The sequence below is a fragment of the Pseudanabaena sp. UWO310 genome (assembly GCF_006861605.1).
GTDB lineage: Bacteria > Cyanobacteriota > Cyanobacteriia > Pseudanabaenales > Pseudanabaenaceae > Pseudanabaena.
This window is the reverse complement of the sequence record NZ_SELU01000010.1, coordinates 72,839-89,353: the sequence shown is the minus strand read 5'-3', so window position 1 is coordinate 89,353 and position 16,515 is coordinate 72,839. Positions and strand designations below refer to the sequence as shown.

Here is a 16,515-nt window from a genome sequence, read left to right as displayed (position 1 = left end):
ACCCTAGATGGGTCGATAATTCTGCTTCCAATGCTCGCTCCACTAGTGCGGTGGTTAGTTGTTTCAGGATTCCTCCTTCTCCAAATAAGTCGGGTGGTGTTTTACATTCTTGCAACAATTCATCGAGCAGTTCTTTGCGTATATTCATCTGTTTTGGTGTTAGTAGTTGTGTGTCTAGATTGTCTCTCTGTATATATCCCAGACTTTACACAAAATACTCTACACTCTCTTGGCTAGTGCGGGTAATTCTGAAAGTACTGTGGCTTTTCTGAAATATTTACAAAGTCAGAATCAAGGCAAGCGAATTGCTATCATCTGGGACGGTGCTAGTTATCATCGTTCTCAAGAGGTAAAAGATTATCTTGCTCTAACCAATCGAGAACTTGACGAGTCAGATTGGGCAATTACTTGTATCCGTTTTGCTCCTAACGATCCCACACAAAATCCTATTGAAGATATTTGGTTACAAGGAAAGCGCTTCATTCGCGAGTTCTATCATTTATGTAAATCTTTTGCGACAGTTAAGTTCTTTTTTGAGTTTTTTACTCATCGACAAATTTTTAATTTCCCAAAGCTTTTTACCTATGGCTTTTTCTCACAACTCATTTAGGATTGCTATAGTGCGATCGCGATCGGCAACAGGAACCGATATTCTCACCGCCTCCAATCAACTCAATGGCATCACAGGCGTGAAATCGGCAACCCCAAACTTTGTGCAGACGCTCTCCTATAAATTCCAAGAGCAACGCGTAGGCAAAATCAACTTCTCTCAAGAGTCCGATGCAGTTAAGTATTTGCAAAAATTGCGATCGCGCTATGTCCTCGCCAATAACGGTACATTCTTTAGCAATCTCCTACCTCTGCAATGGCATCTCAACAGCACACCCCAGCGCGGCAACTATTCATCACGCATCGATCTTCGCGCTACCGAAGCATGGAAAAACAGTAAGGGTGGAGATGGAGTAGTCGTTGCGGTCATCGATAGCCTGATCCAGTGGGATCATCCCGATTTGATTGATAATGTTTACAACACCGCCAACGCTAAGGATAAACTTCCCAATGAAGTGAGCGGTTGGGACTTCACAGGTAAAAATGGCGGCGATCCTGATACGCGCATCAGCACAGAAGAAGTAGCGAAATTGCGGGCAGATTTCCAGAGTACCTTTCAACTGTCGAATGCCCAATTGAACAAACGTTACGAACTATGGGCGCGGATGCTCAAATTAAGGAATCCTAAAAGTTCTGAGGCGGCGATCGCCACGATCATTCGCAACTATATTCGTGGTGATATTGCTTCCGAGTTTCATGGCACATGGTCGGCGGGAGTCATTGCTGCCCACTCTAAAAACGGTGAAGGTGTTTTTGGCGTTGCACCGAAGGCAAAGATTCTACCAGTGCGGGTATTTGGCTTAAATGGTGAGATTTCCAGCACTAATCTGGTTGAGGCAGTTGGCTACGCTAGCGATCGCGGCGCACAGGTGATCAACATGAGCCTCGGTGGTCTGCTTCCCGATCAAGAACTGACTGACCAAATCTTCCAAATCCTAGACAACAATCCTAACTTGGTCATTGTCGCTTCCGCAGGTAATGAGAGCCTTGATGGTGTCGGATTCCCTTCCGCGATTCCAGGGGTTTTGTCTGTCGGCTCCACAAATATCAGTGGCAATCGTTCTTTTTACAGTAGCTTTGGTGGTCGTTTGGATGTGGTTGCTCCTGGAGGTGAAACTAATCAAAATGCCTTGGGTGGTATTCTCACCACAGGTGGCACATGGGTTTCAGGCTTTTGGGACAAGGCGGATGCTCCGAAATACACGTGGGAACCTGCGCTCGATCCCTTGGGTAAATATGTGCGCGTACAGGGAACTTCTTTCTCTGCGCCCAATGTGGCGGGAGTAGTGGCGCTGATGCGTGGTGAGAATGCGAATATTAATCGTGAAAATCTGATTGCAATTCTCAAGCGCACTGCTAGTTATGAAGGTTTAGAAATCTCTTCATCTGATGCCAATAAGTATCGTTTGCAAGCTGCGATCGGCTTTAGTACAGTAAAAGACTTTCCCTTTGTGCGTCCGTCAGGGATTTACACACCGCCGACACCGATTTCGGCAATGCAGTATTACTTTGGCAGTGGGTTAGTCAATGCTGAGGCAGCAGTCAAAGCCGTCCAGTAAAAGAAAAAGGCGGCGCATCGCGCCGCCTTTTTCTTTTACAATCCATTGCCGATTAAGACAAATGCTGACCAGTAGTAGGGATGAGATAATTTCCCATCTGGGTTATTGGGTAATGTACCGACAATTTTAATGCCAGTGCGATCGCTACCCTCTACCTTCTTGTCACTATTGATCATGGCAATCTGAGCCTGACGCAAAGCTTCTGATGTTGATATATTGCCCTGCTTAATTTGTGAATAAAAAGCCTGCATCAACAATTGTGTACCACCATCTGATACTTCCCAAAGAGAAGCGATCGAGGCTTTTGCTCCTGCTCTTTGGACTTGATAGCCAAAACCAAGTATTTCGGCTCCATTGGCGGAAGTGCCTAATCCTGTTTGACAAGCACTAAGCACAAACAAATTTACATCCTTTAAATTCCATTCGCTAATGTCAAATATTGTTGCCTTGCTCCCATCACCAAACAATACATAGGAATCAAGAGGACTACCCGATCTAAAACTGGCATGGGTGGCAAGGTGAACAATGGAATTACCAACCGCTTTGTCTTTACTGGCTTGGGCTGTGAAATCTTTCTCAGTAATCTTGGTGGTATTAGCAAATGTGGTTTGAATGCTATCGACTTCGGGAATGGTGGCGGGTAGTTGACTAAAGCCAGATACTAGTCTTTGATTGCTATTGCCATAGGCTCCAGCAAAGATGCTGGGATTGTTTTGAGTTTTGCGATTCTGGTTAAAGAGGCTATAGGCGATGAGATTATTAATGCGGTATTTCTCGATCAGATATTGTTTGCCATCATAGAGAGCAGCGAGAGGAATATAGCGTAATACTCCATCGGGGGCATAGAGAATAGTCGTGGCGTTGGACTGTTGGAGTTCAGTTTCGATAGGTTTAATCAGGAGGTCGTATAGTTTTTTGCTTGAGATTTTAATGTTTTCAGTACCATTACCTTGCAGATCGCGGCGAAAGTCAGTTACTAGTTGTTGGAGTTCTTCTTTTTTGATGGGAATGGTGCGATTGATGGGTAGGGTGTTGGGGGAGTAGATTATTAGTTCGATTCGGTCTTCAAGAATAAAAGGATAAATTAAGACTGCACCTTGGGGGATGTTTTGGAAGTATGGAGGAACTTTGTTGATTTCAGATTTTGGCAGTTGTTGCAGTTTGCTGGCAAGTTGTTGATTGAGTTCAGGAATTTTGTCTAAGCTGAGTGATGATAGCTGGTCGCTAATTGCTTTTTCTGGTGCTAATAGTTCAACTCCTTTTTCAGTTATGTTATTCCCTTTCACGTTTTTGAGATAGTCTTCGAGTTCTTGGATTTTGAGCAGGTCGAGTACTTGCAAGGCTTCGGTAACTCGTCCTTGTTTGAGTAGGAGATCAGAGAGAGTTCGATAAGTATCATCAACAGTGCGGGTAAAAGATTGTTGTTCTTCTTGACTGAGTTTTTTGTTGCTTTTGCGAATAGATTCGTACACATTGACAGATTGTTTGTAAAAGAGGATAGCAAGTTCAGGCTGTTTCTTTTGGACGAAAGCACTTCCAAGCAGCGAAAATGCTTTTCCTTCATAATTGTGATTGCCAAATTGTCTATAAATGGCTAAGGCTTGTTGGTAGTACTCAATAGCTTTTTGATACTGTCCGAGAGAAAAATATATAATGCCAAGATTTTTGAGTGGAGGTCCTTGCCCAACTTGATCGCCGATTTGCCTATGAATCTCTAAAGATTGGAGATGATATTCAATCGCTTTTTGATACTCTCCGAGAGAATCATAGGCTATGCCAAGATTACCTAATGATTCTGCTTCAAGTCTACGATTCTTGTTTTGCTTGGCAATAGCTAAAGATTGCTGGTGATACTCAATCGCCTTTCGGTGTTTACCAAGATAATTATATGCTACGCCTAGACCCTGAAGCGAGCAGGCTTCACAACTCCAATCGATATTTTGCTTGGCGAGGGCTAAAGATTGCTGGAAATACACAATCGATTTTTCGTACTCTCCGAGAAATCTGTATACAGTGCCAAGACCGATAAGTGATCGACCTTCGTCTTTGCGCTCGTCTAGTTGTTTCGCTAAAGCTAGAGATTACTGATAATACTCAATTGCTTTTTGATACTGTGCGCTAAAAATGGATGCACTACCAATATTAGTGAGTAGTAAAAGCCTTGTTTTGAGATCGTTCTCCTGCATAGCAATGATTAGAGATTGCTCGTAAAATTCAATTGCCTTTTTATGTTCTCCAAGAGAAGAGTATGAAACGCCAATATTCAATAGTAAATCCTTTAATAAATTCCTTTCCCATTTGGAACTATTAACTTGCTTATAGATAACTAAAGCTGGCTGGTAATATTCAAGTGCTTTTTTGTACTGTTCGATGGAATAATATATAAGACCAAGATTATAGAGGATAGCACCTTCACCATTGATGTTTTTAATATCGCGATAAATTTGCAAAGCTTGCTCCCATGCTTGCAATGCTTCCTGATATTTACTATCTTTATATAGCTGGCTTCCTTCGTTTAAAAGTCGATTTGCCTCTGCTTGACGCTCTGAAACAGTTTGAGAAGAAACAGGCTTGCTCATCATTTCCAATTGTCGTAAATACTCATTTGCTTTTGCGTACTCTCCAAGATAATTGTATGCAACGCCAAGAGTAACAATCGTTTGCTCTTCTCCATTTCGATCTTTAATCTCTCGATAGATTTTTAGAGATTGCTCTAATGCTGGCAAAGCTTCTTGATATTTGCGAACGTTACTTAGTTGATTTCCTTTTTCAAAAAGTCGATCTGCCTCTGCTTTACGGTCTGATATAGTTTGAGCAGAAGCAAACTCACACACCATCATCTGTACAGGCAAACAACCCAACATCAAAGCAATTACCACAGATCCCAACTGACTACGCATAGCTTTAAACATCTACTTACTTACAAAATTCGCGATCAAAAATATAGTTCTCTCAGGGGCAAAGCATTCCCACAGATATTTATCCATTTAGCTAAAATCATTAAATGGGAATGCTTTGCTCAAACCTCTCGGTATAATGATCGCCTGTTAATTGCGAAGAGGGCTTTGAACTTGCAGATCGATATAGTCAGGTAAAAGCAAAGAATGCCCAGATCCCCGACTTTTTTTGTGAACTTGCAAATCACTTATGATCGCATAGAAAAAGTCGGGGATCTCAATTTCTGCCTACTCTCCCACCCGAATCGTCACCGATAGAGCCGCCAACACATTCATATCCACTGTGCTGGAATCTCCTTCCACTAGAATGCCAGCGCGAGTTGCTTTAGTCAGATCGCCAAGCAAACCATTAATCGTTTCTTCAGGAGATCTTATATCTTTAGGCACACCACGTGTTCCTTGGATGCTTTTCAAACCCTTAAGTGCATCCCGTAAAGGCTTCGCACTTGCCAGCACCAGCACATCAAAAATGCCCGAAGGACCCTGCACCTTAAAATTAAACTTATCGCGACCTGCTTTAGGAACTTGCAAAGTATCGCCTGACTTCAGCAAAGCAGCATCTTCTGCCGCACTAAAATCTAATGGATACAATAGCGTCAAATCACCACTAGAACCGATCGCTAAAACACCCACATAGAGATCCTGTTTTTCGCTGTTCTTGATACTGACTTGCAGATTTGTACCAGGTTTGACCTTTTGCGAGAAATCGATCGCTTTTGTAGCAACCGTATTGCCACTGCGACTTGTACCCGCTCTCCCAAAAGTTTCTCCAGCCCGACCGACGGGATGAATGTTCACTTGGACATTCAACTTTGACGATTGCGGATTGAGTAGAGACTGCAACACCTTACTGGCTAGCAACAGCTTAAACTTCGATTTTAAACGCCCGATCGCTACTTCAGGAGATTCACCCGCAATACCGAAGGAGTCATCGATCGCCCGTTCTTTGGAGGTGGAGAACAAACCGATGCTAGCTAGTGCGGGGACATTAGTAAGTGAGCGTTGCAATCTGGGGCGATCGCTTTCTTCCACTTTACCGAGAATGAAGTCAACTTCACCTGTTCCCAATTCCACAGTTTTAATACGATTAATTCCTTGCAATGCTTTCTGAATATTTGCCACATTACCCAGTGAAGGATCGATGCCAATATTCAAGCTCAAATCGTTGGGAATACCACGCACTTCTTCTCGCAAAAGCGCTCCCTCTTTAATAGCGCTAGCATCTCCATCGATAAAAGTTCCTGTAGCCGTTAATCCACTCCTTTGATCTAGGCGCAAGGTTGCCAAGGATTTTCCATCCTTCTTATCAACGATCGCAAAGACACTATCTTTACCAAGGGCATTATTTGCATCAATGCCACCCATCCAGAACGTAGCTTGTTGACCTTCTACTTTGATGATCGCCGCTTCGGCGGATGGTACTGCTGATGGCAGATCGTAAAACAGCGCTTTATTGTCAGTATCTCCCGCCTTACAGGTAGCTTTGCACTCCACTTCAGGATCTTGGTCATGGTCGCGAGTAGTCCGCAATGCAATATCAGCGATCGCACTGGTGAGATAGGTGTCGCCTGTTTGCTGCCAGAGATATTTGGTCATGTAGTAGGTAAAGGCTCCTGCACTAAACCCAGAAAAACTAGCATCAATGGCGAATTGGCTACGGTTGGCGGAGGCGATTACTGTACCTTTAGCGATCGCCAGACGACGGCGTTTAAATTCTTCGGATGACAGGCGCAATTTGCCTAGCCATTGCTTTTGATATTCCAGTTCCATTTGACTAGGAATATCATTGGAACCAGTAATATTATTCCGAGTGATTGCTCTAATCCGCGAGTTGCCGCGCTTGCCGCCGCCTGAGTGACAGCTATCGAGTACGGCAGTGAAATTATCAGTCTTGATCGCTGACATCAACAGGAATAGAGTACGTCCCATGATGTCCGATACTTCAAAATTGTCGCCAACTTGCTTGACAGTGCGATCGATAGGTACAAAGGTACTATTTAGTCCATCGGCGGTATCGAGGTCTTTTACCCGTGAGCCATGTCCTGAATAATGGAAAACGACGACATCGCCTGGTTTGGCTTGTTTGATTAAATGTTCTTCAAAGGATTGCAGGATGCCTTCGCGAGTGGGTTTGATTGCAGTATTGTCATTGACGATGAGGATATCTTTGGGATTGAAGCCGAATCGATGGACGAGGAGTTGATATTGTAGTTCGGTGTCGGTGACACAGCCATATAGAGGTGCGTTGGGATAGGCATTAGCACCAATCAGGAGGGCGAGTTTGCGGGGTGTGTTTTGGGCAAGGACTTTACCGTAGCGATCGCCCATGTTCAGTAGGTCAAATTGGCTCATGCCCATTGCGGCGATCGCTGATCCACCAAATTGCAAAAACTGACGACGTTTGATCTGTGTCATGACTGATGCTCCTTAACTGTTTTGATGTTGCTCTACCGATCTATAGCTTTCAGCTTATCTGAGGATATGCATTTTGCAAGAAATATAGGATTTCTTTTTAAATCTATGTTGTGACTAAGCCCCCTAAATCCCCCAATTCTGGGGGAACAAGAAAATAAGAATCTTTCAAAGTCCCCCAGAATTGGGGGCTAGGGGGCGATTAATTTAGACTTTAACTTTACAAACCATTCCCGATCGCAAAGAATGCTGACCAATAATAGGGATGGGATAATGTCGAGGAATTTGGCACTGTTCCCACAACTCTAACGCCAGCGCGATCATTTCCGTCTGTTCCCTTTTTGTCGCTCTTGATCATTGCAATCTGCGCTCTGCGTAATGCCTCAGCAATGGGAACATCGCCTTTTTGCAGTTCACCATAAAATGCATCCATGAGTGCTTGTGTACCCGCATCATCAACTTTCCAAAGGGATGCGATCGCCACTCTTGCACCTGCTCTTTGCATTTGATAGCCCAAGCCAAGGATTTCTACGCCAGTGCCTAACTTGCTGCCGAGTCCCGACTGACAGGCACTCAACACCACTAGATCGACATTGGTTAACGCCCATCCGTTAATATCGGCAATCGTGGCTTTTGTGCCATCGCCAAAGAGAATAAAGGAGTCTTCAGGTCTGCCGTTAGAGAGTTGTCCGTGGGTGGCTAGGTGTAGAACCGTGTAAGAGTTAGAGCTGTCTTCGGTAATAGTTTTAGTAAAGGCGGTTTCGATAAATGTGGTGGTATTGGGAAAGCGATCGGCGATTTTTTTGACTTCGAGTAGGGTGGCGGGTAGTCCTGAAAATCCTTGTTTATTGACGTTACCAAATGCACCTGCAAAGATCTTTGGTTTAGCGATCGCAGGTTTATTAAACTTAGTGAGCGAGGCGGCGGTGATGTTGTTAACTCGATATTTTTCGACTAGCCATTGCTTGCCATCGTAAAGGGCTGATAGAGGGATATAACGCAGTTGTCCATCAGGTGCATAGATAATCGTGTCGATTGTGAGTTGTGCTAGTTCTGATTCAAATGGTTTGATCAGCCATGTATGCAGTTGTTGAGCGTGGTTTTTGACCTGTGCTGTCGATTTTGGATCTCTTAGCCCAATCAAAAAGTCATTAATCTTTTGATTAAGATTTTCACGTCTGATATTGATGGTACGACGGAGAGGTGCTGTTTTGGCGGTAATTAGAATTAGTTCGAGGCGGTCTTCGAGAATAAGTGGATAGAGAATGACAGCGTTGGGATGTTGGGCAAGTATGTCAGCCCGAAGGCTCCGCAGGTTTTGGGTATCGATGTTTTGTTGGTCTTCAGTACGGCGCAGTTGTTCAACTAATGACTTGACGGCAGGGCTATTGAGGAAAGCGGTGAATTGTTTATTTTGTTCGCGTTCGGATTGGACGAGTTGATTTAGTCTTTCTTGTTCGGATGGGGTGATGTTATTCGCAAGTTTGCGCTTTTGGAGTTCGTCAAGTTCTAGGGCAAGGGCAATAAAGTTTTGTTCGGGTGGTCGATATTCCGTACCTTTGGCGGTTTGATCGTTCCCGCGCACGTTTTTTAGATATTCGCTCATTTCTTCGACTTTGAGGAGATCGAGGACTTGTTGGGCTTCGAGGATGCGGTCTTGTTTGAGAAGGAGTTCGGCAAGTTTGCGATAGGAATCTTCGACTGTGGCTAAATAGGATTTTTGGAAGTCTTGATCAAGCCCTTGGATATTTTTGCGGATAGATTCGGTAATATTAATTGACTGTTTATAAAAAATAATAGCAAGTTCAGGATAATTAAGATTTTTGAAAGTACCTGCTAAGCTATCAAAAGATATTCTCACGCTTGCACGATTTCCAACTTTTTTTGCTAGTTCTAGAGATTGCCAGTAGTAGCCAATTGCTTTCTCATATTCCCCTAGGTAAAAAGAAGCATTACCTAATCCGCTAAAAATAATACTTTCTTGGTTTATCATATATTGATAATTACATCTACATCGTGTTTGCATCTGTCTCAGAACCTTCAAAGAATCTAAATGTAAGTTATTTGCTTTTTTATATTGACCAAGATTCGTATATAGTCCAGCTAAAGAGGCAAGTGATTGACTTTCTGCAAATTCATTCTTCTCTTGCACAGAAAGTTGCAAGGAACGCTGGAAGAAATCAACTCCTTTGGTAGGGTTTCTCAGAGAATATGTATAAATTCCTCCTATACCTATAAGTGCATCTACTTGTTCCGTAGTATTTTGCCAACAAGTTATTTTTTCGTTATAGCAATCATTAATTCGTTTTTGTTCAAATATAGCTAAAGATTTCTGATAAAAATCAATTGCTTCATTATATTTACCAAGAGTCCTATATAGTTGTGCGGCTATATTGTAAGACCTACCTAAGCACGTCATGTCTTTAATATCTTGACAAATATTTATAGCCTCAAGAATAAGCTTAAGAGACTCATGATAATCACCAGAAGTAATACTTCTGTTCGTAAGTATCAACGATCCATAGGCTCTAATTCCAGGACTATCAAGATCATCAATATTGGGTAAGGCTGGAGGAATATTAATTCTATTTGTTGGAATATCTCTAACTGACTGATTAGGCGGAGAAATAGGGATGTCTATATCGTTATCGTCAGATGTATCAATGAGGATGTCAATTGGAATATCATCGTCTGGTGCTTGCTGCACGATCTCAGCATTACCCTCTTTTCTTACTTGCGCCTGCACCACATCAGCCACACTGACAAGACAAAGGGTAAAAGGCAAAAGGCAAAAGTGGATGAATTTCGATGATTTTGGGCGACTCTGCATACCAAACCATGATGCTCTGCAGAGTCAATATATCACTAAATTTTCTGACGCTACCATCTCCCCGATTTTTTTAAACATTCCTCAGACATCATAAAAAATCTCGTAGGGGCGAAGCATTACCGCAACCATCTACGCATATCACCCCAATCATCAAACGGTAATGCTTCGCCCAAATACTACAACGCTAACTCTTGCACCAAAGCGATCGCCTCACGCTTAGGCGCAACAATCAACCGCACAATGCGATTAAGCTTATTTAAGACTCGCCAATCAGCGTAAACGCTGCCCAATCTCTCGGATCGGGATGAGTCTTCATCGTCTTCAACATCGCCTGTCTCAAAGCCTGAGCCTTATCAGGATTCTGCTCCAGCAAAGTATAAAAATCTGACATTAATTCTGCTGTCGGGGCATCAGGAACCGACCACAGCGACACAATGATGCTCGGTACTCCCGCCGAAATCAGCGATCGCGAAAGTCCAATTACTCCATCACCTGTAATCTTACCTCTACCCGTATTACAAGCACTCAAGACCACCAGTTCCGCCTTTAGCTTCATTCCCAATATCTCATCGGCAGTTAGTAAGCCATCATTAGTACTTCCATTGCCATCAGGAGCCAAGGCGATCGCCCCTGGCACACCCAATCCTTTGAAATCATCTAATAGTCCATGAGTCGCTAAATGGATAATCCTTGCGGACTGCATTTGTTGAACAACTGCTTTTTTGGTAGCTTGGTTTCCTGTCAGGGCTGTAGTTTTGAGAGTATTTGCTACGGCGATCGCTTCTTTTTGTGCGCCTTGTAAGTCGTCAAGCCGCAGAGGTTGATCAATTCCTGGGACAAATACTTTGGGCATGATCGGGTTTCCTGCAATGAGGATGTTTTGGCTAGATCGAGCAGATGCGGCGGGTAGGGCAAGGCGTTGTTGTTGGGTGAGGCTGAGGACTTGGATGCTAGGGGAAATAGCGATCGTGTGTTTTTGGATTAGGTACTGTTCTGATTTGTCTTGGAGTGCGGCGAAGGGAACTAGATATAGTGCGCTCTGCGGCATAAACACCACACGAGCATTAGGATCGGTGGGAAGTAAATCTGCGATCGGTTCGATTAGGATTTGATGAAGTTGGCGCAGGTATTTAGATTGTTCTTGGCGGAGTTGTTGTCTGTATTCAGGATTGAGAACGATTTTGATACCCGTGGAATCGCGATCGTTAACTCCTATTCCTTTGCGACTATTTTCTACGAGTTCAGATAAGGATGTTGTTTGTTTTTGCCAGAGTGGTTTGAGATCTACTGAGCGAAAGGTAATTTGTCCATTTGGTGAGATGACCCAAATGTAAAGTTCAGATTCTTTTGTGTGCTCTCTATTATCAATTTTGAACTTATCGTTGATTATGGAATATTCTACTAAAGTTAATTGATGTGTTTTGGCGATTTGTTGAATTTCGGTAATTTGGGGTGGTAATGGATTTGGCTGGGCAGCATCATTATGCTTCAAGTTACTAGCTAACAACTCTACTAAAGCGCGAGCGCGTCCACGCTCGGAAATTTCTAAAGCAATGCTGGGTCGCTTTTGGGCAATAAGGACTTGTTGTAAAATGCGGTATGTACTAGCTTGTCCCTCGAAAATAGATACCTTGTTGGTATCATTACCACTATTAGCCCGTAGCGATTCATGTACTTGAATGGCAGAACGTAAAGTTTGTTCTGCATGTATAAGATTGTTAGAATGGAAAAAAGATAATCCCAAATTATTGAGTGAACTTCCTTCAGCTTGACGATCGCCAGTTTGCCTTTTGATTGCTAAAGCGTGCTGGTGATATTCAATCGCTTTTTCGTACTGTCCAAGAACATCATATACAAGACCAAACTCATTAAGCATGGCTCCTTCACCCTTGAGATTGCCAATTTGTCTATAAATAGTTAAGGATTGCTTGTAATACTCAATCGCCTTTTCGTACTGTCCGATAGCATAGTAAGCCATACCAAGATTTCCTAGCGAACTTCCTTCTCCTATGAGATCTCTGTTTTGTCTAGCAATGGCTAAAGATTGCTGGTGATAGTCAATCGCCTTTTGTTGTTTTCCAACCAACCCATATAAAAGAGCAAGTTCATTGACTGCACCTGCCTCACCCTCGCGATCACCTATTTCTCTAGCAATGACTAAAGCCTTTTTACAATGCTCAAACGCTTTCTCATATTGTCCTAGCATATAATATACAATGCCAAGATTATTGAGAATTCTTAATTCATGATCCCGAAGACCGACTAGATTAACAATAGCTAATGCTTGTTGAGAATGCTCAATCGCTTTTTCATACTGCCCAATATAGTTGTAGGCATTACCAAGATTGCTGAGTGCGAGTATTTTGCCGTATAGATATTTAGTTCTGTGACTAATTTGCAAAGCTTGCTCAAATACTTGCAAGGCTTCTCGATATTGGCTAACTTGATTTAGTTTTATTCCTTGATTAATGAGCCTTTTTACTTCGGATTTGTGCTCATCTTGAGCATCTTTTCCCTGTGCAACAAGATCAAAACGCTTATACATGATTGATTCTCCCTGTAGTATGTCTAATATTTTCCAATCTCTTATTCCCTGCGCCATTAATCCCAAATCAGATCGCAACTCCGGCCCCTCAAGTCCAAAAACAACCTCTGGGAAAGTCACAACAGACACCAACAAAGGATAGACAACTAAAGAAATAGCCGTTAGTGATAATCTATAGCGTGAGAATATATTCATCCTGAAGCCTTTGATCCCACATTCCGCTCGTAATGGAAGCCTAAAAATATTTAAAACGAGACAATGAGGGTTTCAGTGATTTTTGGAAAAATCACTGATATTAATTCCTATTAGTGCATCACTATTTAAAGTATTAAGATAGTGATATTTTTGCTGGCAAAGCTCAAAACACTTACTGTATAAGGATTTGTTTTCTAAATACTTTTTTCAGTAAAATAAGAGCGGAATGTGGGTTTGATCTTCGTGTTTACAATCTTACATAAATATCAGCCCACCGACCATATGCAGTTTCCATACCCACAAATGATCTATCAAGATTTATCCTCTTTTGCACAACTCAATAGGAATCTGCTGCCAAATAGTTCTCAACTCCTGAGAAGGACGCTGCACTGATAGAATCTCCCGCATCGCATCTACAAATAACCCCTGCGAAACAAAATACTGCGATCGCTTTCTTGACCACTCTTCCGCACTCACCCATTTTTTTGGATCTCTAATTTGAGAATTTAACTCCGCAAGTTCTAGAGTCACGCGCTCGCGCTCTGACGACTCGATAACTTGAAAAGGAACCCGAAATGTTGGCTTAGTTTCATTCACCGCAAAGCGATTAAAAATCCACCATTCATAACGCGCTCCTGCAATCAAAGGAGAACCAGTATACTCTGCCTGACGAGCATCTAGTTTAACAACCTGACTCCATAGCGGTGCACCAACTCCCTCAGCATGAACCTCAATTTTAGAGATCATCCCATTCCAAACAAACAATAAGCGGTCGCCCGAAGTACTCTCAATCCCATCAGGAAGGCGGCGCGGAGAAATTGCACAAAACTCACTACGCCCACCCAGAGGAGGCTTCGGACGGCGTGAAAAACTTTCTAAAATACTGTCCCAAGGAGAAGCTTGGATCGTTTCAACAGGCAATACTCCTTGCCCGATCGCGATCGCCACCAATATTCCGCAACACCAATTAACGCGCACCATGAGACTTTCTCCTTAAAACAGGTAAAACACAGATCCAAAATGTCAATGAAGGCAGCAACCAAGGCAATAAAACTAAGCCTGAAATATACCATTGCCAACTTGCCACAGCATAGATCGAATTAGCGATCGCTAAACCAATCGCCCAATAAGTTCCATGCCGATCGCGCTGTAGATAGATCAGAGCCGTAGCTCGACCTAGAATCAAAGCGATCGCGATCATCCAGAGATCGGGAATGGGAACAACCAGATGTCGCGATCGGAAATGATGCACCGTGTAGGTATGGGCTTCCGCACCGACAAACGCATGGGGAACCGTAGCGATCGCAGGATATTTGTTCCGCCAATAGGCGATCGCCATCGGTACTGAGAAATTGTCCTGTCCTTCGCGATCAACTCCGGCCTGTCGGTAACCACCTGGAGCAATGATCACAATCGGATGAGTTGATAGAGAACTAATATCAAAGTTATCGCTCAATAACTCTTTTGCCGTAATTGCCTGAAATGCGCGATCGGGAGGAATCGAAAAATCGAGAATTGGTTGTAACCAAAGCTGGTCAAATTTTTGGGAAAAGTTGTAAATTGCTGGCAATCGCAAACGATGTAAATAATTGGTTAAACCTGAGCGTTGAGGACTTGCTTCAAGAGCTTCTATGAGTTGACTACGCAAATCACGTCGGCTATCTAGACTGGTTTTGGGTAGGCTCGGATCGTTACTCAGAGATACCGCAGAGGCAAGAGCGATTAGATAAGCAAAAGGACAGCGATCGCTACAACTCACTTGGTTAGGGAGAACTTCCATATACCAAGTTGGCACATTCACATAGCCGCGCATGGTGTTGTGAGGATTTACCACTGAGGGAGAGAGCGACATTTCATCGGTGACTACCCAAGCATTCGTACCCTGTACCGTCGCAAAAACGATCCAAATCTGCTTAAGGACAGCATTCTCCACCGCTTCTCGCAATTGCCGATCTTCGTCAGGAGATTCCTGCATAGAGCTATCTAACAGATAATCGATGCCAATTACTTTGGGCTGCAACTGCTGCACTTTATCAAGAACTTTAGCAAGATAGCGGCGATCGAGAATATTCTTTTTGCGTCCATCCAAATGCTGAATCGAAGCTTCATCAATTTGCACCAGCAGCACGGGAGGCTTGGCAATCGGCACTTGCTGCGTGACATCACGATAGATGGCTTGCGTCCAAACACGGGTTTCGCGCAACCAATCTTGGACAGGATACCAAAGACTGAGGGCCGCTAGAGTGCTAACAGCGATCGCTTGTTTAGGTGAAGGGAGTAATTGCCCAATCCGCCGCCGCCAATTTGGAGGTGGCAAACAAAAGGGAACTGCCTCAGGATGACAAAATAGTGATGGAATCAAATAAGCAGATGGATAAGTGAGATTTTTTTCTAATTTCAAATGCTGACAGGCGATCAAGAGTGCAGCGCGGACATCTTTACCCTCGGCTAAACTGGGTAAGAATCTTGCCAGAAATTCTTGGGCAACTTGATTTTGAATTGGTTCGCGCATCACCGCGACTTGACTTAAACCCAAATCAATCAGCGCTTCCGCAATGCTTAAACCATTGCAAGAATTGAACAGCGCAAACTGTAGCCCTCTAGTTTTCGCGAATAATAATTGCGGCGCAATTTCACTCAGAAAAATCGATTGATTTGGCGCAATGCCTAGCTCTCCACCAGAAATCGTACTTTCATTACTATGTCCTGCAAAAAAGAGAATATCCCAACCCCGTTCGTCAGCGATCGCAAGGCGAATTTGTTCCTTCAGATCATCATTGTCTTTACCCGCTTGCCAACCGATAAAAGTAACTTCTGCAACTTTTGATAGCGATCGCAAAGCAAGGCGATCGGCTTGAAAGTCTAACCCCGTATCATCCCCCAAAACTGCAAGTACTCTTAATTTACCCTGTCGCTGTCGCTGCGACACTTCCGCCCGAATATTTGCAGGCGATCGCGAAATGCGAATCGGTTTAGCGATCGCCAGAGTCGTGGCAATTTCCCATGTCTCCCAAGGAAATCGGGCGAGTTCTAGCGCCTCGCAGGTGAGAAAAACATCAATTGCATTGGCATTATTCGGCTGCGCTGCGGCTCTAGCAATTTCGGCGCGAATTGGTACGAGTTCGGCACTGTTGAGCCAATAATGGAACTCTGCTAAAAATTGAGCTTCTGCTTGCACGAGATTAGCCCGCCAATCAATTGTTGGAGCAGGAATGCTGCCGCTACCCTTAACTTTGGCTCTTAATGCAGATTTGTAAAAATTTAAATAAGCAAGTTGCCAAGTTTGATAGAGAGTTGTGAGCGTCTCTGGAAAGGTTAAACGCGCTGATAATTGCTGTCCTTTGCCCCATGTTAAATCAAATAAGCATTGGTGCTCAATATGCCAGACCTTAAGTTTATATAGCATCG

General features: G+C 43.4%; 9 protein-coding genes and 1 pseudogene. 2 read left to right on the top strand and 8 right to left on the bottom strand.

Annotated features, from left to right (window positions below):
- Positions 1–148 (bottom strand): annotated as a pseudogene (locus tag PseudUWO310_RS05315) (IS256 family transposase); the annotation flags it as partial.
- 81 nt (positions 149–229) lie between these two features.
- On the opposite strand from PseudUWO310_RS05315, the gene PseudUWO310_RS05310 reads away from it, so the two are divergent.
- Both PseudUWO310_RS05310 and PseudUWO310_RS05305 read left to right on the top strand, forming a co-directional pair.
- Positions 230–610, top strand: coding sequence for a transposase (locus tag PseudUWO310_RS05310; protein ID WP_190315914.1), 381 nt, complete (start codon positions 230–232; stop codon positions 608–610).
- Entirely contained in the window at positions 585–2,168 is a 1,584-nt protein-coding gene (locus PseudUWO310_RS05305) for a S8 family peptidase (protein ID WP_142599713.1), read from the top strand. The genes PseudUWO310_RS05310 and PseudUWO310_RS05305 overlap by 26 nt, the downstream gene beginning before the upstream one ends.
- A gap of 35 nt (positions 2,169–2,203) precedes the next feature.
- Here the strand turns inward: PseudUWO310_RS05305 and PseudUWO310_RS05300 are convergent, their stop codons facing one another.
- From PseudUWO310_RS05300 to PseudUWO310_RS05270, 7 genes are all read right to left on the bottom strand, one after another.
- Entirely contained in the window at positions 2,204–4,195 is a 1,992-nt protein-coding gene (locus tag PseudUWO310_RS05300) for a CHAT domain-containing protein (protein WP_223805547.1), read from the bottom strand.
- Positions 4,196–4,249: 54 nt separating this feature from the next.
- The gene (locus PseudUWO310_RS05295) at positions 4,250–5,080 is read right to left on the bottom strand and encodes a tetratricopeptide repeat protein (RefSeq protein ID WP_142599709.1); all 831 of its coding nucleotides are present in this window, start codon (positions 5,078–5,080) and stop codon (positions 4,250–4,252) included.
- A 273-nt stretch (positions 5,081–5,353) separates the two neighbouring features.
- Positions 5,354–7,540 (bottom strand): caspase family protein, encoded by a 2,187-nt coding sequence (locus tag PseudUWO310_RS05290; RefSeq protein WP_142599707.1) that lies wholly within the window; start codon positions 7,538–7,540, stop codon positions 5,354–5,356.
- Positions 7,541–7,757: 217 nt separating this feature from the next.
- Positions 7,758–10,322 carry a CHAT domain-containing protein gene (locus PseudUWO310_RS05285; protein ID WP_190315913.1) on the bottom strand — a complete coding sequence of 855 codons (2,565 nt, stop codon included), beginning with the start codon at positions 10,320–10,322 and terminating at the stop codon, positions 7,758–7,760.
- Between the two features lie 301 nt (positions 10,323–10,623).
- Entirely contained in the window at positions 10,624–12,912 is a 2,289-nt protein-coding gene (locus tag PseudUWO310_RS05280; protein ID WP_223805545.1) for a CHAT domain-containing protein, read from the bottom strand.
- Positions 12,913–13,425: 513 nt separating this feature from the next.
- Positions 13,426–14,088, bottom strand: a complete 663-nt coding sequence (locus PseudUWO310_RS05275; protein ID WP_142599699.1) for a hypothetical protein — start codon at positions 14,086–14,088, stop codon at positions 13,426–13,428.
- Positions 14,075–16,513, bottom strand: coding sequence for a CHASE2 domain-containing protein (locus PseudUWO310_RS05270; RefSeq protein ID WP_142599697.1), 2,439 nt, complete (start codon positions 16,511–16,513; stop codon positions 14,075–14,077). The genes PseudUWO310_RS05275 and PseudUWO310_RS05270 overlap by 14 nt, the downstream gene beginning before the upstream one ends.
- Positions 16,514–16,515 lie beyond the last annotated feature (2 nt).